General features: G+C 70.2%; 26 protein-coding genes and 5 tRNA genes. 12 read left to right on the top strand and 19 right to left on the bottom strand.

Annotated features, from left to right (window positions below; translation table 11 throughout):
• Complete coding sequence (locus ACWCQ1_RS09810) at positions 1 to 1197, top strand: FAD-dependent monooxygenase (RefSeq protein WP_451026207.1); 1197 nt, start codon at positions 1 to 3, stop codon at positions 1195 to 1197.
• On the opposite strand, the gene thiD is transcribed toward ACWCQ1_RS09810, so the two are convergent.
• Entirely contained in the window at positions 1172 to 1978 is an 807-nt protein-coding gene (gene thiD, locus ACWCQ1_RS09805; RefSeq protein ID WP_451026206.1) for a bifunctional hydroxymethylpyrimidine kinase/phosphomethylpyrimidine kinase, read from the bottom strand. The genes ACWCQ1_RS09810 and thiD overlap by 26 nt on opposite strands.
• A complete protein-coding gene (locus ACWCQ1_RS09800) occupies positions 1975 to 2940 on the bottom strand; it encodes a thiamine-phosphate kinase (RefSeq protein ID WP_451026205.1) in 966 nt (321 codons plus the stop codon). Before ACWCQ1_RS09800 ends, thiD begins: the two co-directional genes overlap by 4 nt.
• Positions 2941 to 3146: 206 nt before the next feature.
• On the opposite strand from ACWCQ1_RS09800, the gene ACWCQ1_RS09795 reads away from it, so the two are divergent.
• Complete coding sequence (locus ACWCQ1_RS09795; RefSeq protein WP_057616476.1) at positions 3147 to 3380, top strand: Lrp/AsnC family transcriptional regulator; 234 nt, start codon at positions 3147 to 3149, stop codon at positions 3378 to 3380.
• A 20-nt stretch (positions 3381 to 3400) separates the two neighbouring features.
• Positions 3401 to 3883: a DUF3515 domain-containing protein gene (locus ACWCQ1_RS09790; protein ID WP_451026204.1), complete on the top strand. Its 483-nt coding sequence runs from the start codon at positions 3401 to 3403 to the stop codon at positions 3881 to 3883.
• Between the two features lie 10 nt (positions 3884 to 3893).
• On the opposite strand, the gene ACWCQ1_RS09785 is transcribed toward ACWCQ1_RS09790, so the two are convergent.
• Genes ACWCQ1_RS09785 through ACWCQ1_RS09775 form a run of 3 tightly spaced genes read right to left on the bottom strand, consistent with a single transcriptional unit; the run spans position 3894 to position 6879 of the window.
• On the bottom strand, positions 3894 to 5048 hold the full coding sequence (locus tag ACWCQ1_RS09785) for a D-alanine--D-alanine ligase family protein (RefSeq protein WP_133046758.1): 1155 nt from the start codon (positions 5046 to 5048) through the stop codon (positions 3894 to 3896).
• Positions 5049 to 5107: 59 nt separating this feature from the next.
• A complete protein-coding gene (locus ACWCQ1_RS09780; protein ID WP_133046757.1) occupies positions 5108 to 6118 on the bottom strand; it encodes an NAD(P)H-dependent glycerol-3-phosphate dehydrogenase in 1011 nt (336 codons plus the stop codon).
• Positions 6115 to 6879, bottom strand: a complete 765-nt coding sequence (locus ACWCQ1_RS09775; RefSeq protein WP_358595627.1) for a lysophospholipid acyltransferase family protein — start codon at positions 6877 to 6879, stop codon at positions 6115 to 6117. Before ACWCQ1_RS09775 ends, ACWCQ1_RS09780 begins: the two co-directional genes overlap by 4 nt.
• A 182-nt stretch (positions 6880 to 7061) precedes the next feature.
• Here ACWCQ1_RS09775 and cofC point away from each other — a divergent pair, with 182 nt between their 5' ends.
• Positions 7062 to 7700, top strand: coding sequence for a 2-phospho-L-lactate guanylyltransferase (gene cofC / locus ACWCQ1_RS09770; RefSeq protein WP_451026203.1), 639 nt, complete (start codon positions 7062 to 7064; stop codon positions 7698 to 7700).
• Between the two features lie 10 nt (positions 7701 to 7710).
• The gene (locus ACWCQ1_RS09765) at positions 7711 to 7914 is read left to right on the top strand and encodes a hypothetical protein (RefSeq protein ID WP_133046754.1); all 204 of its coding nucleotides are present in this window, start codon (positions 7711 to 7713) and stop codon (positions 7912 to 7914) included.
• A 75-nt stretch (positions 7915 to 7989) separates the two neighbouring features.
• Here the strand turns inward: ACWCQ1_RS09765 and ACWCQ1_RS09760 are convergent, their stop codons facing one another.
• From ACWCQ1_RS09760 to leuC, 4 genes are all read right to left on the bottom strand, one after another.
• The gene (locus tag ACWCQ1_RS09760) at positions 7990 to 8619 is read right to left on the bottom strand and encodes an HU family DNA-binding protein (RefSeq protein ID WP_133046753.1); all 630 of its coding nucleotides are present in this window, start codon (positions 8617 to 8619) and stop codon (positions 7990 to 7992) included.
• Between the two features lie 137 nt (positions 8620 to 8756).
• Positions 8757 to 8987 (bottom strand): SCO5555 family protein, encoded by a 231-nt coding sequence (locus tag ACWCQ1_RS09755; RefSeq protein WP_133046752.1) that lies wholly within the window; start codon positions 8985 to 8987, stop codon positions 8757 to 8759.
• Positions 8988 to 9251: 264 nt separating this feature from the next.
• Positions 9252 to 9845 (bottom strand): 3-isopropylmalate dehydratase small subunit, encoded by a 594-nt coding sequence (gene leuD, locus ACWCQ1_RS09750; RefSeq protein WP_358595620.1) that lies wholly within the window; start codon positions 9843 to 9845, stop codon positions 9252 to 9254.
• A 5-nt stretch (positions 9846 to 9850) separates the two neighbouring features.
• Entirely contained in the window at positions 9851 to 11281 is a 1431-nt protein-coding gene (leuC, locus tag ACWCQ1_RS09745; protein WP_208779092.1) for a 3-isopropylmalate dehydratase large subunit, read from the bottom strand.
• Between the two features lie 190 nt (positions 11282 to 11471).
• On the opposite strand from leuC, the gene ndgR reads away from it, so the two are divergent.
• The gene (ndgR, locus tag ACWCQ1_RS09740; RefSeq protein ID WP_015036427.1) at positions 11472 to 12188 is read left to right on the top strand and encodes an IclR family transcriptional regulator NdgR; all 717 of its coding nucleotides are present in this window, start codon (positions 11472 to 11474) and stop codon (positions 12186 to 12188) included.
• A 95-nt stretch (positions 12189 to 12283) separates the two neighbouring features.
• On the opposite strand, the gene ACWCQ1_RS09735 is transcribed toward ndgR, so the two are convergent.
• A complete protein-coding gene (locus tag ACWCQ1_RS09735; protein WP_451026202.1) occupies positions 12284 to 12793 on the bottom strand; it encodes a DUF4188 domain-containing protein in 510 nt (169 codons plus the stop codon).
• Between the two features lie 85 nt (positions 12794 to 12878).
• Here ACWCQ1_RS09735 and ACWCQ1_RS09730 point away from each other — a divergent pair, with 85 nt between their 5' ends.
• Positions 12879 to 13523 carry a MerR family transcriptional regulator gene (locus ACWCQ1_RS09730; RefSeq protein WP_451026201.1) on the top strand — a complete coding sequence of 215 codons (645 nt, stop codon included), beginning with the start codon at positions 12879 to 12881 and terminating at the stop codon, positions 13521 to 13523.
• Positions 13524 to 13574: 51 nt separating this feature from the next.
• Here the strand turns inward: ACWCQ1_RS09730 and ACWCQ1_RS09725 are convergent.
• From ACWCQ1_RS09725 to ACWCQ1_RS09700, 6 genes are all read right to left on the bottom strand, one after another.
• A tRNA-Glu gene (locus ACWCQ1_RS09725) sits at positions 13575 to 13647 on the bottom strand.
• A gap of 43 nt (positions 13648 to 13690) precedes the next feature.
• Positions 13691 to 13762, bottom strand: a tRNA-Gln gene (locus ACWCQ1_RS09720).
• Positions 13763 to 13782: 20 nt separating this feature from the next.
• Positions 13783 to 13855: transfer RNA gene (locus ACWCQ1_RS09715), tRNA-Glu, on the bottom strand.
• A gap of 29 nt (positions 13856 to 13884) precedes the next feature.
• Positions 13885 to 13957, bottom strand: a tRNA-Glu gene (locus tag ACWCQ1_RS09710).
• 37 nt (positions 13958 to 13994) lie between these two features.
• Positions 13995 to 14066, bottom strand: a tRNA-Gln gene (locus ACWCQ1_RS09705).
• Positions 14067 to 14157: 91 nt separating this feature from the next.
• Entirely contained in the window at positions 14158 to 14886 is a 729-nt protein-coding gene (locus ACWCQ1_RS09700) for an HAD family hydrolase (RefSeq protein ID WP_358595612.1), read from the bottom strand.
• Positions 14887 to 14911: 25 nt separating this feature from the next.
• On the opposite strand from ACWCQ1_RS09700, the gene ACWCQ1_RS09695 reads away from it, so the two are divergent.
• Entirely contained in the window at positions 14912 to 15196 is a 285-nt protein-coding gene (locus ACWCQ1_RS09695; RefSeq protein ID WP_358595609.1) for a type II toxin-antitoxin system RelE family toxin, read from the top strand.
• Between the two features lie 59 nt (positions 15197 to 15255).
• Here the strand turns inward: ACWCQ1_RS09695 and gltX are convergent, their stop codons facing one another.
• The 3 genes from gltX to ACWCQ1_RS09680 form a co-directional block, all read right to left on the bottom strand.
• The gene (gene gltX / locus ACWCQ1_RS09690) at positions 15256 to 16740 is read right to left on the bottom strand and encodes a glutamate--tRNA ligase (protein ID WP_358595607.1); all 1485 of its coding nucleotides are present in this window, start codon (positions 16738 to 16740) and stop codon (positions 15256 to 15258) included.
• Positions 16733 to 17518 carry a fumarylacetoacetate hydrolase family protein gene (locus ACWCQ1_RS09685; protein WP_358595604.1) on the bottom strand — a complete coding sequence of 262 codons (786 nt, stop codon included), beginning with the start codon at positions 17516 to 17518 and terminating at the stop codon, positions 16733 to 16735. Before ACWCQ1_RS09685 ends, gltX begins: the two co-directional genes overlap by 8 nt.
• 146 nt (positions 17519 to 17664) lie before the next feature.
• Positions 17665 to 17853, bottom strand: coding sequence for a hypothetical protein (locus tag ACWCQ1_RS09680; RefSeq protein ID WP_358595601.1), 189 nt, complete (start codon positions 17851 to 17853; stop codon positions 17665 to 17667).
• A gap of 576 nt (positions 17854 to 18429) precedes the next feature.
• On the opposite strand from ACWCQ1_RS09680, the gene ACWCQ1_RS09675 reads away from it, so the two are divergent.
• The 4 genes from ACWCQ1_RS09675 to ACWCQ1_RS09660 all read left to right on the top strand — a co-directional run bounded on the left by ACWCQ1_RS09675 (position 18430) and on the right by ACWCQ1_RS09660 (position 23707).
• The gene (locus tag ACWCQ1_RS09675; RefSeq protein WP_451026200.1) at positions 18430 to 22221 is read left to right on the top strand and encodes a sensor histidine kinase; all 3792 of its coding nucleotides are present in this window, start codon (positions 18430 to 18432) and stop codon (positions 22219 to 22221) included.
• Positions 22222 to 22230: 9 nt separating this feature from the next.
• The gene (locus ACWCQ1_RS09670; RefSeq protein ID WP_003993189.1) at positions 22231 to 22644 is read left to right on the top strand and encodes a roadblock/LC7 domain-containing protein; all 414 of its coding nucleotides are present in this window, start codon (positions 22231 to 22233) and stop codon (positions 22642 to 22644) included.
• 111 nt (positions 22645 to 22755) lie between these two features.
• Positions 22756 to 23151, top strand: coding sequence for a DUF742 domain-containing protein (locus tag ACWCQ1_RS09665; RefSeq protein ID WP_016432454.1), 396 nt, complete (start codon positions 22756 to 22758; stop codon positions 23149 to 23151).
• On the top strand, positions 23132 to 23707 hold the full coding sequence (locus ACWCQ1_RS09660; RefSeq protein WP_133046741.1) for a GTP-binding protein: 576 nt from the start codon (positions 23132 to 23134) through the stop codon (positions 23705 to 23707). Before ACWCQ1_RS09665 ends, ACWCQ1_RS09660 begins: the two co-directional genes overlap by 20 nt.
• Positions 23708 to 23922 lie beyond the last annotated feature (215 nt).

Here is a 23922-nt window from a genome sequence, read left to right as displayed (position 1 = left end):
ATGACGAAGAACCTCAGCAACCTCAGTGTCCTGGTCTCCGGCGCGAGCGTCGCCGGCCCCGCCGTCGCCCTCAACCTGGCCCGTCTCGGCGCCCGGGTGACCGTCGTCGAGAAGGCCCCCGAGCTGCGCGGCGGCGGCTTCGCGGTCGACTTCCGCGGCCACGTCCACCGCAAGGTCCTCACCTCCATGGGCATCTGGGACGAGATCCACGCCCGTCAGACCCACATGGGCCGCCAGACCGTCGTCGACGCGGACGGCACCCCGCGCGTGGACCTGCCCGCGGACATGATGAGCGGCGACGTGGAGATCTTCCGCGGCGAGCTCGCGCGGATCATGCACGAGCGGACGAAGGACGACGTCGAGTACGTCTTCGGGGACTCGATCGCCACCCTCGCCGAGGACCCGCTGGGCGTGGACGTCACCTTCGAGCGGGGCGCTCCCCGCCGCTTCGACCTGGTCGTCGGCGCGGACGGACTGCACTCCCACACCCGTCGGCTGGTCTTCGGCGACGAATCCCGCTACCTGCGCTTCTTCGACCACTACGTGGCCGGCTTCGACGTCCCCAACCATCTGGGCCTCGACCGGACCGGCCGGGTCTACAGCGAGCCCGGCCGCGCGGTCGTCGTCGGCAACTACGACGGCGACCCGGACCGCGCCGGCGCGCTGCTGGTCTTCCGGTCCGAGGAACTGCGCTACGACCGCCGGGACGTCACCGCGCAGAAGCGGATCCTCAGGGAGCGTTTCGCCGGACTGGGCTGGGAGGGGCCGACGATCCTCAAGGCCCTCGAGGAGACCGACGACCTGTACTTCGACGCCATCGCCCAGATCCACGTCGACCGCCTCACCAAGGGGCGCGTGGCGCTGCTCGGCGACGCCGGGTACGGGGCGACCATGGGCGGCATGGGCACGGGTGTGGCGATCGTCGGCGCGTACGTCCTCGCCGGTGAACTCGCCCTCGCCGACGGCGACTTCCGTACCGCCTTCGCGGAGTACGAGACCCGGATCCGGGACTTCGCCAAGGGCTGCCAGAAGATCTCCGGGAACGCGGGCCCGTTCTTCGCCCCGGCGACCGAGCGGCGCATCCGCAGCCGGGACCGGATGTACCGGATCCTCGCCTCCCGTCCGCTGGCCCGCTTCTTCAAGCGGATGACCGAGAAGGCGGCCACGGACATCAAGCTGAGGGAGTACCCGTTCTGAGCGCCCAGGCGTGGTCCACGGGCCCGATCCCGCCGCCGAGGGCGAAGCCGGCGGCGACGGCCCCGGTGACGTACTCCTTGGCGGCGGCCACCGCCTCCGGCACGGTCCGCCCCTTCGCGAGCTGCGACGCGATCGCGGAGGCGAGGGTGCAGCCCGTGCCGTGCGTGTGCCGGTTGTCGTGCCGGGGCGCGCGCAGCCAGTGCTCCTCGGTGCCGTCGGTGAGCAGGTCCACGGCGTCACCGGGCAGATGACCGCCCTTGACGAGCACCCATCGCGGTCCGTACGACAGCACGGCCGCCGCGGCCTCCTTCAGCTGTCCCTCCGACTCGACCCGCACACCGGTGAGTTGGGCGACCTCGTCGAGGTTCGGGGTCGCCACGGTCGCGGCCGGCAGGAGCCGCTCGCGTACGGACTCCAGCGCGGACGCGGCCAGCAGCGGGTCCCCGTGCTTGGAGACGCCCACCGGGTCGACGACCGCCGGGGCGTCCGTCCCGGCGATCAACTCGGCCACGGCCTCGACGAGTTCGGCCGAGGCCAGCATCCCGGTCTTGACGGCCTGTACGCCGATGTCGTCGACCACGCTCCGGTACTGCGCCCGCACCGCCTCCACCGGCAGCTCCCAGGCGCCCTGCACACCAAGGGAGTTCTGCGCGGTGACGGCCGTGACGACGCTCATGCCGTGCACGCCGAGCGCCAGCATCGTCTTCAGGTCGGCCTGGACCCCGGCGCCTCCGCCGGAGTCCGACCCGGCGACCGTCAGCACCCGGGGCGGGGGGCTCATGACTCGATGTCCCCGAAGTGGTCCCAGCCGCCCTTGCTCGTCCACGGCGCCCCGTCGACCGTCACCTGGGGCAGCGCCGAGGGGTTGAGGACCTCCCCGATCACCTTCCAGCGCGCCGGGAGCTTCACGTCCGGCGGGAAGGTGGCCACGATCGCGTGGTCCTCTCCCCCGGTCAGCACCCACTGCATGGGATCGACACCGACGGCCTGTCCGATGTCGCTCATCTGCGAGGGGATGTCGATCGCGCCGGAGCGGATGTCGATGCGCACCTTGCTGGCCTCGGCGATGTGCCCGAGGTCGGCGATCAACCCGTCGCTGACGTCGCACATCGCGGTCGCGCCGAGCCCCGCGGCCGCCGGGCCCGCGTGGTACGGCGGCTCCGGGCGCCGGTGGGCCTCCACGAAGGCGCGCGGCGAGCGGAAGCCGCGGGAGAGCACCGCGTAGCCGGCCGCCGACCAGCCCAGCCAGCCGGTGACCGCGACAAGGTCGCCCGGCTGGGCGCCGCCCCGGGTGATGGGCTCCTGGTTGCGCAGATCGCCGAGCGCGGTGATCGACACCATGATCGTGTCGCCGCGTACGACATCGCCGCCGACCACGGAGGCACCCGCGACCTGGCACTCGTCGCGGATGCCGTCCATCAGCTCGCTCGGCCAGGTCACCGGCAGTTCGGCGGGCACGACCAGGCCGAGCAGCAGCGCGGTCGGCACGGCGCCCATGGCGGCGATGTCCGCGAGGTTCTGCGCGGCTGCCTTGCGGCCCACGTCGTAGGCCGTGGACCAGTCGCGGCGGAAGTGCCGGCCCTCCAGGAGGATGTCGGTCGAGGCCACCACCCGTCGGTCGGGCGCGGCGACCACCGCGGCGTCGTCGCCGGGGCCGACCCGGACCGCCGGGGTGGTGGTGAGACGGGAGGTGAGCTCCCTGATGAGCCCGAACTCCCCGAGCTCACCAACAGTGCCCTTCATTGCCCTTGCTCCCCTTCTGTCCCTGGCCGTTCCCGGTCGCGCGTCATCAGTGTCCTCGATACCGTCGAGGTGTCCGTCAACCTGTGTCGTGCCCACACCCCGGCGCGTGAGCCACGGCCTTCGCGGGTCTCCCCGCGGCGCGCGGCGACGCGATACCGTGGCGTTCCTTTTCCCCACATGATCCTCGTGGCCGCCCTGGAGGTTCCGTGGTACAGGCGTACATCCTGATCCAGACGGACGTCGGCAAAGCGTCGACCGTCGCCGAGACGATCAGCAAGATTCCTGGGGTGATCCAGGCCGAGGACGTGACAGGACCCTATGACGTGATCGTGCGGGCGCAGGCCGACACCGTGGACGACCTGGGCCGCCTGGTGGTCGCGAAGGTCCAGCAGGTGGACGGCATCACCCGCACCCTGACCTGCCCGGTCGTCCATCTGTAGCCCCCGTCTACCCTTGGCCGGTGAACTTCTTCCGTCACCGGCTCACCGGCCTGCCCATGCTCGCCCTGCTGGTCACGCTCGCGGGCTGCTCCTCGGCAGACGACAGTGCCAGGGCCGCGGTTCCCTCGCCTGGTGCGACGGTGACCGGGCTGTGCCAGAAGCTGGACAAGGTGCTGCCGGCCGAGGTGGACGGTCAGGATCGCCGGGATCCCGAGCCCGCGTCCGCGCTGACCGCGGGCTGGGGGAACCCGGCGATCATACTGCGCTGCGGTGTCGTACGGCCCGCGAAGATGAGCGATCCGGAGGCCGACGGGGTCGAGGTGAACGGGGTGGGCTGGCTGCTGGAGAAGCAGGGCGACGGCTCGTTCCGGTTCACCACGACCCTGCGCAGGGCGTATGTCGAGGTCACCATCCCCAAGGGCCGCACGGGAGACGGCATGTCCCCGCTCGTCGACCTTGCTCCGGCGATAAAGAAGGCGATCCCCGAAGGGATCGCCGACTGACCGCGAAGGTCTACCGAAGACCTGTCGACCTGCGCAGGGCCGCCTGGATGAGCCGGTCCACCAGCTCCGGGTAGCCGATGCCGCTCGCCTGCCACATCTGCGGGTACATCGAGATGGGCGTGAATCCGGGCAGGGTGTTGATCTCGTTGATGACGAAGCCCTCGCCGGTGAGGAAGAAGTCCGCGCGCACCAGGCCCTCGCAGGAGGCCGCCTCGAAGGCCTCCACCGCCAGGCGCTGGACCTCGGCCGTCTCCTCCGGGGTCAGGGGCGCGGGCACGATCCCCGGGGTCGAGTCGATGTACTTGGCCTCGAAGTCGTAGTACGCGTGCGCGTCCGGCGGCGGGATCTCCGCGGGGACGGAGGCCCGCGGACCGTCCTCGAACTCCAGCACCCCGCACTCGATCTCGCGCCCCACCACCGCCGCCTCGACCAGGATCTTCGGGTCGTGGCGCTGGGCCTCCGCGATCGCCTCGTCCAGGCCGGACAGGTCGTCGACCTTGGTGATGCCGATCGACGAACCCGCGCGCGCGGGCTTCACGAACAGCGGCCAGCCGTGCTCGCCGGCGAAGTCCACGATCTTCCTGCGGGCCGCGGACTCGTCCCGCTCCCACTCCCGGGGCCGGATCACCACGTACGGGCCGACCTTCAGCCCGAAGGAGGTGAACACCCGCTTCATGTACTCCTTGTCCTGGCCGACGGCCGAGGCGAGCACGCCCGCGCCCACGTACGGGACACCGGAGAGCTCCAGCAGGCCCTGCAGGGTGCCGTCCTCGCCGTACGGGCCGTGCAGGACGGGGAAGACCACGTCGACCTCGCCGAGCGCCTTGGGCACCGATCCGGGCTCGCTGACGACGACTTCGCGGTTGCCGGGGTCGAGGGGGAGCACCACGCCGCCCTCGCCCGACTCGGCCACGTCCTCGACCTCCGGGGTACGGCGGTCGGTGATCGCCATGCGGTCCGGCTCGTCGGCGGTCAGGGCCCAGCGGCCTTCCCGCGTGATGCCGATCGGCAGGACGTCGTACTTCGTCCGGTCGATGGCCTTGAGGACGGCGCCGGCGGTGACCACGGAGATCCCGTGTTCGGAGCTGCGCCCGCCGAACACGACGGCCACGCGCGGCTTGCGAGACGGCTGCTCAGGGCTCTGGGGAAGGTTCTCGGTGCTCATATCGCGTTGAGAGTACCCGGTGGTAGTGCCCTGAGACAGCGTGCGCCCCGGGGGGTCGCTCAGTGTCGTTCCGGCTTCGCGCTGCGCGACATCAGTTCCTTCAACGCCACGACGGGCGGCTTGCCTTCGTGCACGATGTCGACGACCGTCTCCGTGATCGGCATCTCCACACCGTGCCGGCGGGCCAGATCCGCCACCGACTCGCAGGACTTGACGCCCTCCGCGGTCTGCTTGGTGACCGCGATGGTCTCCTCCAGGGTCATGCCCTTGCCGAGGTTGGTGCCGAAGGTGTGGTTGCGGGACAGCGGCGAGGAGCAGGTGGCCACCAGGTCGCCCAGACCGGCGAGCCCGGAGAAGGTCAGCGGGTCGGCGCCCAGCGCGACCCCGAGCCGCGTGGTCTCGGCTAGGCCGCGCGTGATGAGCGAGCCCTTGGCGTTGTCGCCGAGCCCCATGCCGTCCGCGATGCCGACCGCGAGCCCGATGACGTTCTTGACCGCGCCGCCCAGTTCGCAGCCGACCACGTCGGTGTTCGTGTAGGGCCGGAAGTACGGCGTGTGGCAGGCCGCCTGGAGCCGCTGGGCCACCGCCTCGTCGGTGCAGGCGACCACGGCGGCCGCCGGCATCCGGGCGGCGATCTCACGGGCGAGGTTGGGCCCGGTGACGACGGCGACACGGTCCGCGCCGACCTTGGCGACGTCCTCGATCACCTCGCTCATCCGCATGGCGGAGCCGAGTTCGACGCCCTTCATGAGGGAGACGAGGACCGTGTCCGGGGCGAGCAGCGGGACCCAGTCGGCGAGGTTGGCGCGCAGGGTCTGGGAGGGGATCGCCAGTATCGTGAAGTCGGCGTCGCGCGCGGCCTCGGCGGCGTCCGCGGTCGCCCGGAGGTTCTCCGGGAGTTCGACTCCGGGGAGGTAGTCGGGGTTCGTACGCGAGGAGTTGACCGCTTCGGCGAGTTCGGCGCGGCGGCCCCAGAGGGTCACCTCGCAGCCCGCGTCGGCGAGCACAACGCCGAAGGCGGTGCCCCATGAACCGGTACCGAAGACCGCCGCCTTGACGGGCCTGCTCACTTGCTCGTCTCCCCCTCGTGACCGGACTGCGCCTGGGTCCTGCGCCGCTGCTCGATGCGCTCGCGGCGCGGGTCGTACGGCGTCTCGGGCGCCTTCTCGCCGCGGATCTCCTCCAGCAGGCGGGTGATCGCGGCCATGATGACCTCGGTGGCCTCCCTGAGCACGTCCGCGGTCATCTCCTTGCCGTAGAACCGCGTGAGGTCCACGGGCGGGCCCGCGAGCACGTGGTGGGTCTTGCGCGGCAGGATGTGCGGCCTGGTGCTGTACGGCGGCAGCAGTTCGTTGGCGCCCCACTGGGCGACGGGGATGACCGGGCACCGGGTCTGCAGGGCGACGCGCGCCGCACCGGTCTTGGCGGTCATGGGCCAGCCGTCGGGGTCGCGAGTGATCGTTCCCTCGGGGTAGAACACCACGCACTCACCGCGCTCCACGGCGTCGACCGCGGCGCGGAAGGCGCTGAGCGCGTCGGTGGACTCGCGGTAGACGGGGATCTGTCCGGTGCCGCGCATCGCGGCGCCGACGAATCCCTTCTTGAAAAGCCCGCTCTTCGCGAGGAATCGCGGTACCCGTCCGGTGTTGTACTGATAGTGCGCGTACGCGAAGGGGTCCACATGGGAATTGTGGTTCACCGCGGTGATAAATCCGCCCTCGGCCGGAATGTGCTCCATTCCGCGCCAGTCCCGCTTGATCAGAACCACCAGCGGCGGTTTGCAGAGCACCGCGGCGAAGCGGTACCAGAAGCCGATTCTGCGGCGGGGCACGCGCGCACCTTCCTCTAGGGGCCAAGCAGGTCGGCCCGGTACATCGGGCCGGGGGGCCGCACAAGTGTCGCCCCAGGCCGCCGGTCTGTCGAGAACACCGTACGCCCCGACGCCCGGACCACCAGATGGCCCAGGTGACGGCTGAGTGACAATGACCGCGAGAAGAGAGGGACGGAACGCTCGTGCAGTGGACGTTGGTCATACCCGTGAAACCCCTGGCGCGGGCCAAGAGCCGGCTCTCGGACACCGCCCACGACGGGGTGCGCCCGGGCCTCGCCCTCGCGTTCGCCCAGGACACGGTGGCCGCGGCGCTGGCCTGCCCGGCGGTGAAGGATGTGGCGGTCGTCACGGACGACGCCCTGGCCGGCCGCGAGCTGGCCGCGCTGGGCGCCCGTGTCGTCACCGACGAGCCGCACGGCGGGCTGAACGCGGCCCTGGCGCACGCGGTGACGGCCGTGCGCGCCGACCGGCCCGACACCCCGGTGGCCGCCCTGAACGCCGACCTCCCGGCGCTGCGCTCCCTGGAATTGGCGCGGGTCCTCGACGCGGCGGCGGAATTCCCGCGCGCATTCATGCCGGATGCCGCGAATATCGGCACCACTCTGCTGGCCGCTGCCCCCGGCCGGGAATTGCTGCCGGCATTCGGTACGGATTCCCGGGCCCGGCATCGCGCGTCCGGCGCCGTGGAACTGGCGCTCGACGACGTGGACTCGGTGCGCCAGGACGTGGACACCGGCGACGATCTGCGGGCCGCGCTGGCCCTCGGCGTGGGTCCCCGGACGGCGGCGGTGGCCGCGCGGTTGCTGATCCCGGGACAGTAGGCTGCGCTTCATGCAGGCGACCGCGTACACCTACGACGCCGATACGCGCAGCGGCAGTGTGCTGCTCGACGACGGAACCCCCGTCCCGTTCGACGCCGAGGCGTTCGACGCGGGCGGGCTGAGGCTGCTCAGGCCCGGTCAGCGGGTACGGATCGAGGTCGAGGGAGCCGAGGACGGCCCGCACATCACTCTGGTGACGCTGCAGACCTTCTGACCCGGCCGTCCCACAACGCGCCGCGGGCCGGGCTCCACGGGGAGTCCGGCCCGGCGCGTGAGTGCCCCTGTGCCCTTACCTGGTGCGGGCCGTGGCCTTCTTGGCGGTGCTGCGGGCGGCCGACTTCTTGGCGGGGGCCTTCTTGGCCGGCGCCTTCTTGGCCGTAGCCTTCTGGGCGGTGGTCTTCTTCGCCGCGGAGGTCTTGGCGGCGCCGGTGGTCTTCTTGGCCGTCGTCTTCTTCGCGGTGGTCTTCTTGGCGGTGGCCGTGGTCTTCTTGGCCGCCGTCTTCTTCGCGGTGGTCTTCTTCGCGGCGGCCGCCTTCGTGGTCGCCTTCTTGGCCGCGGCCTTCTTCACGGTCGTCGAAGCACCGCCGGTCAGGCTGCCCTTGGGCGCCTTCTTGACGGCGACCTCGCCGCCGCGGGGGAGCTTCTTCGAGCCGCTGACCAGGTCCTTGAAGCCCTGGCCCGCGCGGAAGCGCGGAACGGAGGTCTTCTTGACCCGAACCCGCTCGCCCGTCTGGGGGTTGCGGGCGTAGCGGGCCGGACGGTCGACCTTCTCGAACGAACCGAAGCCGGTGACCGAGACCCGGTCACCCGCGACCGTCGCGCGGACGATGGCGTCCAGGACCGCGTCGACAGCGTCGGCTGCCTGCTGGCGGCCGCCGAGCTTGTCGGCAATCGCTTCTACGAGCTGCGCCTTGTTCACGTCTTCCCCTTCGGAGACATCGCCAGAACGAAAGTGTTCAAGCTTTTTCGCACGTTAGGCAGATATATACCGCAAATCAAACACGAAACGGGCTAATCACCCGTGCGCCGCAACGAACTCGACTGTCCCGGCTGCGATCAGTGGTCCTCTTCGGGGATTCGCCCCTCGTCGAGGTCCGCTCCGAACGCCTCCAGACGCCTTGCCGCGTCGGCGAGATCGTGCTTGGCCGCGGCCGTAATGACCAGCAGCTTCCGGGTCAGCGCCATCCGTACGCCCTCCGGGACTTGCAGTGCGCGCACTCTTGTGTGCGCTTCCTTGAGTTGGCCCGCGACCGCCGCATAGAGCTCGAGTTGGCCGTCGTGTTCCATGCACAGATTGTGCCATCTGGGGCGAGTTGTCGCCTGCCCAGGGGGCAACTGCCACCTCAAACGGCCGTCCGGGCGTCTGCGGAAGTCACGGCTACAACCCTCGCGTACCCCGGCAACCCCCTTTCTAACGTGGGAAGTTGAACGAAGTCCAAGAGCCACGCGGGGCCGATCGGGTGCAGACATGGCAGTACCCCCGATCGGGCTGATCGGGGGTACCGGGTGGCTGAAACCAGCCGTGTTCAGATGCTCCGGAGGGGGCCGGAATCAGACCTGGAGCGTCTTCGGCTTGTACGAGGGCCGCTTCGCCTCGTAGGCGGCGATGTCCGCCTCGTTCTGGAGGGTGATGGAGATGTCGTCCAGCCCGTTCAGCAGCCGCCAGCGGGAGTTCTCGTCCAGCTCGAAGGAGGCGGTGATCCCCTCGGCGCGTACCTCGCGGGCCTCGAGGTCGACGGTGATCTCCGCCTCGGGGTCCTTCTCGGTGACCTCCCACAGGGCGTCCACGATCTTCTGCTCCAGAACCACGGTGAGCAGGCCGTTCTTCAGCGAGTTGCCACGGAAGATGTCGGCGAACCGGGAGGAGATCACGGTCTTGAAGCCGTAGTTCTGCAGCGCCCACACCGCGTGCTCACGGGAGGAGCCGGTGCCGAAGTCGGGGCCTGCGACCAGGACGGTGGCACCCTTGCGCTCCGGGCGGTTGAGGATGAAGTTCTCGTCCTTGCGCCAGGCCTCGAACAGCCCGTCCTCGAAACCGTCCCGGGTCACCTTCTTGAGCCAGTGAGCAGGGATGATCTGGTCGGTGTCGACGTTGGAGCGGCGCAGCGGGACGGCCCGGCCGGTGTGCGTGGTGAATGCTTCCATGACTCTCAGACTCCAGCGGGCGCGGCGGCGGTTACGTCGGTCAGGTCGGCGGGCGAGGCCAGGTGGCCCAGCACGGCGGTCGCGGCGGCGACCTGCGGCGAGACCAGGTGCGTACGGCCGCCCTTGCCCTGCCGTCCCTCGAAGTTGCGGTTGGAGGTGGAGGCGGAGCGCTCACCCGGGGCCAGCTGGTCGGGGTTCATGCCGAGGCACATCGAGCAGCCCGCGTGCCGCCATTCGGCGCCGGCCTCCTTGAAGACGACGTCCAGGCCCTCGGAGACGGCCTGCAGACCCACGCGCGCGGAGCCCGGGACGACCAGCATCCGTACGCCGTCGGCGACTTTGCGGCCCTTGAGGAGCTCGGCCGCGGCCCGCAGGTCCTCGATGCGGCCGTTCGTGCAGGAACCTACGAAGACGGTGTCCACGTTGATGGACCGCAGCGGCTGTCCGGCCGCCAACCCCATGTATTCCAGGGCCTTTTCGGCGGCGAGGCGCTCCGAAGCGTCTTCGTACGAAGCCGGGTCGGGGACGGACGCCGAAAGCGGCGCGCCCTGGCCGGGGTTGGTGCCCCAGGTGACGAACGGCGACAGCGAGGCGGCGTCGATGACCACCTCGGCGTCGAACTCGGCGTCGTCGTCCGTCCTGAGCGTCTTCCAGTACGCGACGGCCGCGTCCCACTCCTCGCCCTCGGGGGCGTGCGGACGGCCCTTGAGGTAGGCGAAGGTCGTCTCGTCGGGGGCGATCATGCCCGCGCGGGCGCCGGCCTCGATCGACATGTTGCAGATGGTCATCCGGGCCTCCATCGAGAGCTTCTCGATGGCGGAGCCGCGGTACTCCAGGATGTAGCCCTGGCCGCCGCCGGTACCGATCTTGGCGATGATCGCCAGGATCAGGTCCTTGGCGGTGACGCCCTCGGGCAGCTCGCCGTCGACCGTGATCGCCATGGTCTTCGGGCGGGCCAGCGGCAGCGTCTGGGTGGCCAGCACGTGCTCGACCTGCGAGGTGCCGATGCCGAACGCCAGCGCGCCGAAGGCACCGTGCGTGGAGGTGTGCGAGTCACCGCAGACGACCGTCGTACCGGGCTGGGTCAGGCCCAGCTGCGGGCCGACGACGTGCACGACGCCCTGCTCGACGTCGCCCAGCGGGTGCAGCCGTACCCCGAACTCGGCGCAGTTCTTGCGCAGCGTCTCCAGCTGGGCCCGGGAGACCGGGTCCGCGATCGGCTTGTCGATGTCGAGGGTCGGGGTGTTGTGGTCCTCGGTCGCGATGGTGAGGTCGAGACGGCGCACCGGGCGGCCGTTCTGACGCAGGCCGTCGAAGGCCTGCGGGCTGGTCACCTCGTGCAGGAGGTGGAGATCGATGAAGAGGAGGTCGGGCTCGCCCTCGGCGCGCCGGACGACGTGGTCGTCCCAGACCTTCTCCGCGAGTGTCCTACCCATCGCTTTCCCTCCGGCCGGCAAACGTCCACCGGCCCAACTAGAGATCTTGAGGAGACGGCGCACCCGGCCCCTGTTCACGGGCGTCCGTCATCCGGCCCGTTCGGTCAGCGGGCCGCTGTGGATACAAGGGTTGCGCGTCTCACGAAAAAAGGAACTTGCGTTTCACAGAGTGAGACGTGAGTATCGTTGCATGGACAACAGTAGCGGCGTCGGCGTTCTGGACAAGGCAGCCCTTGTCCTGAGCGCCCTCGAGTCCGGCCCGGCCACCCTCGCGGGACTGGTGGCGGCCACCGGACTGGCACGACCGACGGCCCATCGACTGGCCGTGGCCCTGGAGCACCACCGCATGGTGGCACGCGACATGCAGGGCCGTTTCATTCTCGGCCCCCGGCTGGCCGAGCTCGCGGCCGCGGCCGGCGAGGACCGCCTGCTCGCGACGGCCGGCCCGGTGCTCACGCATCTGCGCGACGTCACGGGCGAGAGCGCCCAGCTCTACCGCCGCCAGGGCGACATGCGCATCTGCGTCGCCGCGGCGGAACGGCTGTCCGGCCTTCGGGACACCGTCCCGGTCGGCTCGACGCTCACCATGAAGGCCGGCTCCTCCGCGCAGATCCTGATGGCCTGGGAGGAGCCCGAGCGCCTCCACCGCGGCCTGCAGGGCGCCCGTTTCACGGCGACGGCCCTGTCGGGCGTACGGCGTCGCGGCTGGGCCCAGTCCATCGGCGAGCGCGAGCCGGGCGTCGCCTCCGTCTCGGCGCCCGTACGCGGCCCGTCCAACCGCGTGGTGGCCGCCGTCTCGGTCTCCGGCCCCATCGAGCGCCTGACCCGCCACCCCGGCCGTATGCACGCCCAGGCGGTCATCGACGCCGCCGCCCGTCTGTCGGAGGCCCTGCGCCGCACCGGCTGACGTGCGGCCAGGCACGGGAACGGCAACGGGGAGGGCCCGCCTCAACGCCGCGGCAGACCCTCCCCGCTCCCCCGTCCCCCTGCGCTCCCCCTGTCTCAGCCGGTCTTCTCCGCCACCGGCGGCTGCTGCGAGCGGTGGGCGAACCGGTCCTTCGCGTACCGCCCCCGCCTCTCCAGCGGGATCTGCCCGTGCGCGGCGGCCAGCCCGAACGCGGGCATGTCGCCGTAGATGGACTCGTACGACCCCTCGGGCACGATGTACGTCTCGTGCCAGATGCCGACCTGCCCGCGCAGCTTTCCGGTGCGCTCCTTGTGGTTGACCGTGGCCCACGCCTTGTGGTGGAAGGCGTCCGGCGCGGTCGCGTAGGCGTACAGCTTCTCCTTGGACTCCCAGTACTGCACGACGTAGTACGTGCGTGGCGAGGCCGTCAGCAGGACGTGGCCGAGCAGTCCCCGCTCCGGGGCCTTCCCCAGCTCGCGCAGCATGCGGAACATCGCGAGCAGCACCGGGAGCCACAGCCGCACGGCCCGGAACTGATTGATCCGCATGCCGATCAGCAGGACGACGACATCGCCCTTCGCGTCGGCGGTCGTTCGGGACACCATGTGACCACTTCCCCTTGGTTGGCGACCAGCGCTATCCGAGTGGCGATGGTTGGATAGTGTCGGTATCCGAGAAGGAGCGCAAGACATGCGGCTCGCCGAACTGAGCACCCGCAGCGGGGTGTCCATCGCGACGATCAAGTACTACCTGCGCGAAGGGCTGTTGCCGCAGGGCCGTCAGATCAACGCGACGACCTCCGAGTACGACGAGGAGCATCTGCGCCGGTTGCGGCTGGTGCGCGCGATGATCCAGATCGGCCGGGTGCCGGTGGCGACCGTACGCGAGGTGCTGGGACACGTCGACGACGACTCCCTGGGCCGCACGATCCGGCTGGGCGCGGCCCTGTGGGCGCTGCCGCAGGTGCCCGAGCCCGACGAGGACGACGAGTACGTGCGGGCCGCGCACCGGGAGGTCGGCGCGCTGCTGGACCGGCTCGGCTGGCAGCACGCCAGGCAGCTGACGTCCATCTCCCCCGCGTACCGCTCGCTGGTGGTGGCGCTGGCCGCGTTCCGCCGGCTCGGCTTCGACTGGGGAGCCGAACAGCTCGCGCCGTACGCCGAGTTGATGCACCGCACGGCCGTGCTGGACCTGGACAACATGGAGGCGTACCCGTCGGACGCGGAGCAGGTCGAGTTCGCGATCCTGGGGGCGATCCTCAACGAGCCGGCCCTGCAGGCACTGCACCGGCTGGCACAGGAGGAGGAGTCGGCGCGGCGGTACGGGTTCGAATGAGGCCCGGACAACGCGGAAGGCCCTCCGCCGAAGCGAAGGGCCTTCTTGTCGTACCCCCGACCGGATTCGAACCGGCGCTACCGCCTTGAGAGGGCGGCGTGCTAGGCCGCTACACAACGGGGGCGTGGATCGTACAAGCGTTTAATGCACAACGCCGCAGATCCGAGCTGGTCTACCTGGACTCGAACCAAGACTAACTGAACCAGAATCAGTCGTGCTGCCAATTACACCATAGACCAATGTGGTTTAGACCAGTTCGTACCCCCGACCGGATTCGAACCGGCGCTACCGCCTTGAGAGGGCGGCGTGCTAGGCCGCTACACAACGGGGGCCCTAGCGATCCCGAGTTGATCGAGATCAGTACCCCCGACCGGATTCGAACCGGCGCTACTGCCTTGAGAGGGCAGCGTGCTAGGCCGCTACACAACGGGGGCGATGCGGGTGCAGTGCTTCATTCAAAACACCCGCGAGCTGGCCTACCTGGACTCGAACCAAGACTAACTGAACCAGAATCAGTCGTGCTGCCAATTACACCATAGGCCACTGGAACGCAAGCCCCTGCGGGGATCTTGTTCTAGTCTGCTCCTCCGGTTTCCGGCCTTTCGGCCCGCTCCCCGGCGGCGCAGGAAGAACATTACCTGAAGGTGGACGGGGCTCCAAAACGGGTATCCGCGCCGAGGACCGCGGGGAGTTCGGCGAGGGAGGCGATGCGGTGCGGGCCGGTGGGGGCATCCCCGGCGGCGTACACACCGTTGCGATCGATCCACACGGACATCAGCCCGGCCTCGGCGGCACCGCGCCCGTCGATCTCCGGATGGTCCCCGACGTACGCGACCTCGTGCGGGGCAAGGCCCAAGGCGTCGCAGGCGGCCAGGAACGCGGCGGCCTCCGGCTTGGAGACGCCGAGTTCGGCGGCGCACAGGATGACCTCGAAGCGGTTGTGCACGCCGAGGACGCGCAGCTTGCGGTCCTGGACGGTGAGGCTGGAGTTGGACAGCACGGCGTGTCGGTGGCTGGCCGCGAGGGCGTCCAGGACGGGCAGGACGTCCGGGAAGAGGGCCCAGGCGGCCTCGTAGTGACGCAGGTAACGCGCGAACCAGTCGTCGGCCTCGGCGTCGCTCAGTGCCTCGCCCAGGAAGACGCGGATGCGCTCCCGGCGCTGTCCCTCGAAGGTGACCTCGCCCGCCGAGAACCGCGCCCACTGCTGGTCGGTGATCTCCCGCCAGCGCACGACGGCCTCCGCCGCGGTGGCGTATCCGTCCAGCAGACCCTCGGCGGCGAGATGGGCTCCCATGCCGACGCGGTCAGCGGTGGTGTAGTCGAAGAGGGTGTCGTCGACGTCCCAGACAACGGCTCTGATCACCCTCACAGACTGGCACACTCGGGGCATGAGCGAGTATCGCGTCCAGTTCACCGTCGAGGCCCGCGCGGCCTACGACGCGCTGCCTCCCTCGCGTCAGGCCCACCTGGACAAGGCCGTGCGGATATTGGCACGTGACCCGTTCCGGAAGCATGCGACCGCCCCGTTGGGCCCCGACGAGCATCTGCGCAAGGCGTACGTCGCACCCGGCGTGATGCTGGAGTACGTGGTGGCCGGCGCGATCATGGTCGTCGTCGTGCTGGAGATCTTCGACGAGAGCGCCTACCTGATCGACGAACCCGACGCGCAATGACCGAAAGGTGAAGGGGCGGCACCCGGGGTTCCGGGTGCCGCCCCTTCCCTGTGCGTGAGCTACGCCGTCAGCCTCTCCAGCGCCGCGTCGATCCTCGCCAGCGTCTTCTCCTTGCCCAGGATCTCCAGGGACTCGAAGAGGGGGAGGCCGACGGTGCGGCCGGTGACGGCGACGCGGACCGGGGCCTGGGCCTTGCCGAGCTTGAGGCCGTGGGTCTCGCCGGCGGCCAGGACGGCCTCCTTCAGGGCCTCGGGGGAGGTCCAGTCGGCCGACTCCAGGTTCTCGCGCGCCGTGCGGAGCAGGGCGTCGCTGCCCTCCTTCATCGCCTTGGTCCAGGACGCCTCGTCGAAGACCGGCTCGGGGAGGAAGAGGAAGTCGACGTTGTCGGTGATCTCGGAGAGGACCTTCAGCCGGGTCTGGGCGTGCGGGGCGATCGCCTGCCACTTGGACTCGTCGAAGTCCTCGGGGGCCCAGGGGGCGAACGGCGCCTTCAGCCACGGGGCGCAGCGCTCCGTGAAGTCCTTCACGTCCAGCAGCCGGATGTGGTCGGCGTTGATCGCCTCGCACTTCTTGAGGTCGAAGCGCGCCGGGTTGGGGTTCACGTCCGCGATGTCGAAGGCGGCCACCATCTCCTCGACGGAGAAGATGTCCTGGTCCGCGGAGAGCGACCAGCCCAGCAGGGAGAGGTAGTTGAGCAGACCCTCGGGCAGGAAGCCGCGCTCCCGGTAGAGGTTGAGCGAGGACTGCGGGTCGCGCTTGGACAGCTTCTTGTTGCCCTCGCCCATGACGTAGGGCAGATGGCCGAAGGCCGGGATCTGCTTCGCGACGCCGAGTTCGATCAGCGCCTTGTAGAGGGCGATCTGGCGGGGGGTGGAGGAGAGCAGGTCCTCGCCGCGCAGGACGTGGGTGATCTCCATCAGCGCGTCGTCGACCGGGTTGACCAGGGTGTACAGCGGGGCGCCGTTCGCGCGGACGATGCCGTAGTCCGGCACGTTCTCCGGGGTGAAGGTCAGCTCGCCGCGGACCAGGTCCGTGAAGGTGATCGTCTCGTCGGGCATACGGAAGCGGACGATCGGGGTGCGGCCCTGCGCCTTGTACTCCTCGACCTGCGCCTCGGTGAGGTCGCGGCAGTGGCCGTCGTAGCCGGACGGCCTGCCGGCGGCGCGGGCGGCCTCACGGCGGGTGTCCAGCTCCTCCTGGGAGCAGTAGCAATGGTAGGCGTGACCGGCGTCGAGCAGCTTGGCCGCGACGTCCCGGTAGAGGTCCATGCGCTGCGACTGGCGGTACGGCGCGTGCGGGCCGCCGACCTCGGGGCCCTCGTCCCAGTCGAAGCCCAGCCAGCGCATCGCCTCGAGCAGCTGGTTGTACGACTCCTCGGAGTCGCGGGCCGCGTCGGTGTCCTCGATGCGGAAGACGAGCGTGCCCTGGTGGTGGCGGGCGAAGGCCCAGTTGAACAGGGCGGTGCGGACCAGGCCCACATGGGGGTTACCGGTGGGCGACGGGCAGAACCGTACTCGGACGGCGGGGGCGGGTGCGCTAGCCACGCTTGACAACCTTGTTGGTGAGAGTGCCGATGCCTTCGATGGTGACGGCGACCTCGTCGCCGACGGTGAGCGGCCCGACGCCTGCCGGGGTGCCCGTGAGGATCACGTCGCCGGGGAGCAGCGTCATGGCCTCGGAGATGTTGACGATCAGGTCCTCGATGGGGTGGATCATCTCGCTGGTGCGGCCGAGCTGACGTTGTTCGCCGTTGACGGTGAGCTGGATGGTCAGGTCGGACGCCCGGGCGAGGTCGAGGTCCGTCTCCACCCAGGGACCGAGCGGGCAGGAGCTGTCGAAGCCCTTCGCCCGCGCCCACTGCTTCTCGCGCCGCTGCACATCGCGCGCGGTGACGTCGTTCGCGCAGGTGTAGCCGAAGATCACGTCGGCCACGCGCTCGCGCGGGACCTCGCGGCACAGCCGGCCGATCACCACGGCCAGCTCGGCCTCGTGGTGCAGTTCCTCGGAGAAGGGGGGGTACTGGATCTCGTCGCCGGAGCCGATGACCGACGTCGACGGCTTGAAGAAGGCGAACGGCGCGTCCGGGACCTCGTTGCCCAGCTCCCTCGCGTGCTCCGCGTAGTTGCGGCCGAAGGCCACGACCTTGTTGGGGAGCACCGGCGGCAGCAGCCTGACCTTGCTCAGCGGGACCTTCGTGCCGGAGAGCTCGAAGTCCGCGAACGGGATGCCCTTGATGATGTCGAGGACGAGCTCGTCGGGCCTGTCGCCCTCGACCGCGCCGAAGGCGACGTTCCCGTCGATGGAGAATCTGGCGATGCGCACGGGATCCTTGCGCCCCTCACTGAGCCGGCTGGAGTCTGACGCTCCAGGCTAGCGCGGCAGGAGGAAGTCGCCTCGCGCATCACCGCCCGCGGGGGCGCCGCGAAAAGATCGCGGAGGCCCTGAGTGATCTACGCTCGGTGTGCGTACTAGTCCGCGACAGAAGCGGTGGTGGGGACGTCCACGAGGATGGTGCGCCTGGGGTTGGCGGTCTGCGTGGGAAGATCGACGGAGTGCTCCAGCTGCTCGGGGATCTGCAGCGCGTCGGCGTCCTCGAGGTGGGCCAGCGTGGTACGCCGCGGGTTGGCTATGTTGCGGAACATCATCGTCGTCTTCACGGTTGCACTGGACCTTGTCGTCAGTTGCGGGTGGGCGGTAGGCAGTTGCCTGCTTGTTGTAAAGCGTCAGGCTAAACATCCAATTCCCCGCCGAAGCCGTGAACTCCCCTTGATCAGCATGTGAGTTTGCTCACGGAGTCACGGGCAATCCGGTCAATTCAGGCCCGCAGCCCACCCCAACGAAACGGACATTGACTCCCTGAAGGCATCATTCCGCTCCTGATCATGGCGACTGGGACACCCATACCTCCCGAGGGACTCGCGGGCATTTGTCCGCTATGACGCGGATCCCGCTCTACGTCCGGTGACCCGGCACTCACATGGTGTCACGTAGGTCACGGCATGGTCCGTGAGCCTTGTTGGAGATCCGGCACTGTGCTGGAATGCCACGGACCGCCGCAGGATCGAGCCGGCGCACAGGGGGCGCGAGGGAGCGCCGAGTGGCGGCGAGAACGGGGGAGCCAGCGCCGGTCACTCACGACTACCGGGGGGCGCGTTCAGGGCGCTTTCCACAACGCCGACACCGTGTCTTTCCGTTCACGCGGAGGGGCGCCTGGTCCAGAGGTTGCGACGCTAGTGCAGGGACGTTTCAAGAGGGATGGCAGTGCTCCGGCGGAGCCGGAGCCGCACGGCGGGACTGGCCCCGGAAAAGGCAGTTCCTCCCCCCAGCACGCCCAGAACCCGGGCCCGGCCCCGTCCGGCGACGGCGGTGAGCGCCCCGGGCGCCCCGGCGTGTCGGCATCTTCGGGTTCACCGGCCCCCACCCCGGCGGTCAAGCCGCCCAAGGGCCCGAGCGGCCCCGGATCGCGCGTGGCGCTGCGCAACTGGCGCATCTCCACGCGTCTGGTCTCGCTGCTCGCGCTCCCCGTGGTCGCCGCCACCTCGCTGGGCGCGCTGCGCATCAGCGACAACATGAACGACATCCAGCAGCTCGACAACATGAAGCTGCTGACGGACATGACCAAGCAGGCCACCGAGCTGGCCGCCGCCCTCCAGGAGGAGCGCGACCAGTCCGCCGGTCCGCTGGCGCACGGCTCGAAGTCCAGCGACTACACGGTCAAGGGCTACCGGGACAAGACGGACCGGGCCAAGAACAACTTCATCGACGCGGCCGAGGAGATCGACGCCTCCGGCAAGGACGGCTCGCTCCAGGGCGTCCGCGACAGCCTCGTCGGTGTGGTCGGCGACCTCGAGACGCTGTCGAAGATCCGCGCCGGCGCCTACGAGACCAAGCTCAACTCCTCGCAGACGGTCGAGGCCTACCACCGCCTCATCACCCACCTGCTGGACCTCTCGCAGGACATGGCCGAGGCCACCAGCAACCCCGAGATGATCCAGCGCACCCGCTCGCTGGCCGCGTTCTCCTCCGCCAAGGAGTACGCGTCCATGCAGCGCGCGGTCCTCGCGGCGGCGCTGCCGGCGAACAACACCACCGTCGGTGACCTCTCGGAGAACGACCGCCTGTACGCCCAGTCGGCGCTGCAGAGCGAGACCTCCGACCTGCGCAGCTTCAAGAGCATCTACGGCACCGAGCAGGCCGTCTCCCTCCTCAAGCCCATCGAGGAGAACAACGCGACGATCACGGCGACCGACAAGTACGCGAGCCGCGCCCTCGCCTCCCAGGGCGGCCTGGACGACCTGCCCAAGCGCTCGTACCAGGACTGGGTGGACGACAGCTCGACCAAGATCGAGCAGATGAAGAAGATCGAGCACACGCTGCTCGAGGACATGGAGCAGAAGGCCCGCGCGCTCCGCTCCGCCTCCGAGCGCGAGGCGATCATCTCCGGTGCGCTGATCCTTCTCGTGCTCGGTGTCTCCCTCGTCGGCGCCTTCGTCATCGCCCGCTCCATGATCCGCTCGCTGCGCCGGCTGCAGGAGACCGCCAACAAGGTCGCCCAGGACCGCCTGCCCGAGCTGGTCGCCCAGCTGTCGGAGTCGGACCCGCAGGACGTCGACACCTCCGTCGAGTCGGTCGGTGTGCACTCCCGGGACGAGATCGGCCAGGTGGCCGCGGCCTTCGACGACGTCCACCGCGAGGCGGTCCGCCTCGCCGCCGAGCAGGCCCTGCTGCGGGGCAACGTCAACGCGATGTTCACCAACCTCTCGCGCCGCTCCCAGGGCCTCATCCAGCGTCAGCTCTCGCTCATCTCCGAGCTGGAGTCCCGCGAGGCCGACCCGGACCAGCTGTCCTCGCTGTTCAAGCTCGACCACCTCGCGACCCGTATGCGCCGTAACGGTGAGAACCTCCTCGTCCTCGCCGGTGAGGAGCCGGGCCGCCGGTGGACCCGTCCGGTCCCGCTGGTCGACGTGCTCCGCGCCGCCGCCTCCGAGGTGGAGCAGTACGAGCGCATCGAGCTGGCCGCCGTGCCGACCACCGAAGTGGCCGGCCGCGTGGTCAACGACCTCGTGCACCTGCTCGCCGAGCTGCTCGAGAACGCGACCTCGTTCTCCTCGCCGCAGACCAAGGTCAAGGTCACCGGTCACGCGCTGCCCGACGGCCGCGTCCTGATCGAGATCCACGACACCGGTATCGGCCTCTCCCCCGAGGACCTCGCGGCGATCAACGAGCGGCTCGCCTCGCCGCCCACCGTGGACGTCTCCGTCTCCCGCCGCATGGGTCTGTTCGTGGTCGGCCGGCTGTCCCAGCGCCACGGCATCCGCATACAGCTGCGCCCGTCCGACTCCGGTGGTACGACCGCGCTGGTCATGCTGCCCGTTGACGTCGCCCAGGGCGGCAAGAAGCCGCAGGGCAAGCAGGGTCAGGGCGGTCCGGGCGGTGCCGGTGGTCCGGCCGCCGCGCAGGCCGCCGCCGGTGCGGCCGCGGCACGGCGCCAGGCCGGTGCCGGTGCGCCGGGCGGTCCGGCTCTCGGGGCCGGCGGTCCCGGTGGCGGTGCCCTCGGTGCGGGCGCCGGGGCCGGCGGTGGCGGTCTGCTCGGAGCCGGTCAGGGACCGCGCGCCGCGCTGCCGGGTGCCGGCGGCAACGGACGTCCGGGTGCGCCGGGCGGCGCGCGCGGACCGCAGTCTCCCCAGCAGGGCCGGCCCGCTCCCGCGGGCGCCGGTGCCGGGTTCGGCCAGGCGCCGGGTGCGCCGCAGGGCCTGCAGGCGGCTGGCGCGGGTCAGGACAGCTTCGGCGGCGCTCGTGGCGCCGTACCGCCGCAGTCCGCGGGCCCCGAGCAGCCGCAGCCGCAGGAGGGCCGCGGCCGGCGTGGGCGTCTGCCGCAGCTGCCGGGCCGCGGTGGTCCGCGGGCCGAGCTGCCGGGCGGCAACCAGCAGCGCACGCCGAGCTGGAGCGACGACAACGCCCAGCCGCCGGTGCCGCGCGCCTCGCTGGACACCCCGCGCGGGCACGACGAGACCTCCCGGATGCCGCGCGTCGACGACCGTCACGGTCCGGGCGCGACGGCGGAGATGCCGGCGATCGGCCGGTCCGACGACCGCCACGGTCCCGGCGCCACCTCGAACTTCCCGCGTCCCGACTTCGGTACGCCCAACAACCCGCAGCACACGGGCCAGTTCGCCCGTCCGGGCGCCGACTCCCCGCAGAACACCGGGCAGTTCGGCCGACAGGACTTCGGAGCTTCGCAGCCCGGGGCCAACGGCTCCCAGGAGCCGGGGCAGTTCGTCCGCTCGGACGTCTTCGGCACCCCGAACGGCCGGAACAACCCGAACAACCCGGCGAACACCGGCCAGTTCGCGACCCCGGCGTTCGACAGCGGCTCGACCGGCCAGTTCCCCGCGCCGGGCTTCGACCCCAGCTCCACCGGCCAGCACTCGCTGCCGGGCCGTCCGAACCACAACGGCACGGGCCAGTTCGAGCGCCCGCAGAACGGCGGCGCCGACTTCGGTGCCCCGCGCCCGCCCGTCCCGCCGCGTCCGCAGCAGCGGCCCGTCCGCCAGGAGCCCGAGGCACTGCCGCCGGCGACCGGTCCGGGCGACGGCCGCACCCCGCTGTACGACACGCTGGAGACCAACTGGTTCCACGGCGGACAGGGCGAGCGGCAGGGCCCCGGCAACGGCTCCGCCCCCCAGCAGCCGCAGGCTCCTGCAGCTGCCCCCCAGCGTTCCGCGGCCACCGGCGGCTGGCGCACCTCCCCGAACGACGACCTCGTCCGGCAGGCGGAGCGCGTACGGCAGCCGGCCGCGGGCGGCGTCACCACCTCCGGTCTGCCGCGCCGGGTGCCCCGGGCGAACCTCGTCCCGGGCACGGCTCAGCAGCAACAGCACCAAGCCGGTCCGCAGGTCTCGCGTGCGCCTGACGACGTACGCGGCCGGCTGACCAATCTCCGTCGGGGCATCGCGCAGGGTCGCCAGGCCGGTACCGGCCAGACCGGCAGTTTCCCGAGCCCCACTCACCAGCAGGAGCGATAGTTGAGCCAGATGAGCCAGGCGGCACAGAACCTCAACTGGTTGATCACCAACTTCGTGGACAACACCCCAGGTGTGTCCCACACCGTCGTCGTCTCCGCCGACGGTCTTCTTCTGGCGATGTCGGAAGGCTTTCCGCGGGACCGCGCCGACCAGTTGGCGGCCGTCGCGTCCGGGCTCACCTCGCTGACCGCCGGGGCCTCCCGGATCTTCGAGGGCGGCAGCGTGGCGCAGACGGTCGTGGAGATGGAACGCGGGTTTCTGTTTTTGATGTCCGTCTCGGACGGTTCGTCCCTGGCCGTGCTCGCGCACCCCGAGTGCGACATCGGCCTGGTCGGCTACGAGATGGCGCTGCTCGTCGACCGGGCAGGTGCGGTCCTCACACCGGACCTGCGGGCCGAACTACAGGGCAGTCTGCTCCACTGACCCACCCAGGATCCACCCCCCTCACCACATCACCGTCCGGCCGCCACAATCCCCCCACCGGCCCCGTCAGACGGCTTGCCCGACCGACTTGCTGTCCCGCCCGGAGGATTCATGACCCCGCCCACCGCCTCTCATGATCCGTACGCGGAGCCGTACGAGGATGAGGGCGACCAGCCGCTGGTACGTCCGTACGCGATGACCGGCGGCCGGACCCGGCCGCGCTACCAGCTCGCCATCGAGGCACTGATCAGCACCACGGCCGACCCCGCAGCACTCATGGGGCTGCTCCCGGAGCACCAGCGCATCTGCCACCTGTGCCGTGAGGTGAAGTCGGTCGCCGAGGTGTCGGCGCTCCTGGCCATGCCGCTGGGCGTGGCCCGGATTCTTGTCGCGGACCTGGCCGAGGCCGGACTCGTCGCGATCCACCAGCCCGGTGGTGACGAGACGACCGGTGCGCCGGACGTGACCCTGCTCGAAAGGGTGCTCAGTGGACTTCGCAAGCTCTGACGGAGGGCGGGCGACCACCTCCGCGAAGATCGTCGTCGCCGGTGGCTTCGGCGTCGGCAAGACCACCTTCGTGGGAGCGGTCTCCGAGATCAACCCGCTGCGCACGGAGGCCGTCATGACGTCCGCCAGCGCGGGCATCGACGACCTCACTCACACCGGGGACAAGACCACCACCACGGTGGCCATGGACTTCGGCCGTATCACGCTCGACCAGGACCTGATCCTGTATCTGTTCGGCACGCCCGGTCAGGACCGCTTCTGGTTCATGTGGGACGACCTGGTGCGCGGTGCGATCGGCGCGGTGGTGCTCGTGGACACCCGGCGCCTGGCCGACTGCTTCCCGGCGGTCGACTACTTCGAGAACAGCGGTCTGCCCTTCGTGGTCGCGCTCAACGGCTTCGACGGGCATCAGCCCTACCAGCCCGAGGAGGTGCGCGAGGCCTTGCAGATCGGCCCCGACACCCCCATCATCACGACGGACGCCCGGCACCGGGCCGATGCCAAGAGCGCGCTGATCACACTGGTCGAGCACGCTCTCATGGCACGGCTGAGGTAGCCCCCAAATCCGCCATGCCGTACGGCAGTTGTCGTAGACGCTCCGGAGCCGACTGTGGCCTTTGACACGGTCGGCCCCGGTGTTCATAACGTTTCGGCAGAGGAATCGCGTGGTATGGCCACGCGTGGTCGTCGTCCGGTGTCGCTGTGCACACACGGGCCCCGTCTTTTGACGGGGCTCGCTCTTTATGACCGTTTTATCTGGGGCTTACATCA

The sequence above is a fragment of the Streptomyces sp. NPDC002144 genome (assembly GCF_053593695.1).
The sequence above is the reverse complement of the archived record's forward strand: the minus strand, read 5'-3'. Positions and strand labels throughout refer to the sequence as shown.

Coding starts and splice junctions, on each gene's coding strand:
- thiD (WP_451026206.1), bottom strand. CDS start 1,978: ATGAGCCCCCCGCCCCGGGTGCTGACGGTCGCCGGGTCGGACTCCGGC.
- ACWCQ1_RS09755 (WP_133046752.1), bottom strand. CDS start 8,987: ATGGAACACGACGGCCAACTCGAGCTCTATGCGGCGGTCGCGGGCCAA.
- ACWCQ1_RS09785 (WP_133046758.1), bottom strand. CDS start 5,048: ATGAGCACCGAGAACCTTCCCCAGAGCCCTGAGCAGCCGTCTCGCAAG.
- ACWCQ1_RS09670 (WP_003993189.1), top strand. CDS start 22,231: ATGAGCCAGGCGGCACAGAACCTCAACTGGTTGATCACCAACTTCGTG.
- ACWCQ1_RS09730 (WP_451026201.1), top strand. CDS start 12,879: ATGCGGCTCGCCGAACTGAGCACCCGCAGCGGGGTGTCCATCGCGACG.
- ACWCQ1_RS09665 (WP_016432454.1), top strand. CDS start 22,756: ATGACCCCGCCCACCGCCTCTCATGATCCGTACGCGGAGCCGTACGAG.
- ndgR (WP_015036427.1), top strand. CDS start 11,472: ATGGACAACAGTAGCGGCGTCGGCGTTCTGGACAAGGCAGCCCTTGTC.
- ACWCQ1_RS09735 (WP_451026202.1), bottom strand. CDS start 12,793: ATGGTGTCCCGAACGACCGCCGACGCGAAGGGCGATGTCGTCGTCCTG.
- ACWCQ1_RS09765 (WP_133046754.1), top strand. CDS start 7,711: ATGCAGGCGACCGCGTACACCTACGACGCCGATACGCGCAGCGGCAGT.
- ACWCQ1_RS09810 (WP_451026207.1), top strand. CDS start 1: ATGACGAAGAACCTCAGCAACCTCAGTGTCCTGGTCTCCGGCGCGAGC.
- ACWCQ1_RS09800 (WP_451026205.1), bottom strand. CDS start 2,940: ATGAAGGGCACTGTTGGTGAGCTCGGGGAGTTCGGGCTCATCAGGGAG.
- ACWCQ1_RS09695 (WP_358595609.1), top strand. CDS start 14,912: ATGAGCGAGTATCGCGTCCAGTTCACCGTCGAGGCCCGCGCGGCCTAC.
- leuC (WP_208779092.1), bottom strand. CDS start 11,281: ATGGGTAGGACACTCGCGGAGAAGGTCTGGGACGACCACGTCGTCCGG.
- leuD (WP_358595620.1), bottom strand. CDS start 9,845: ATGGAAGCATTCACCACGCACACCGGCCGGGCCGTCCCGCTGCGCCGC.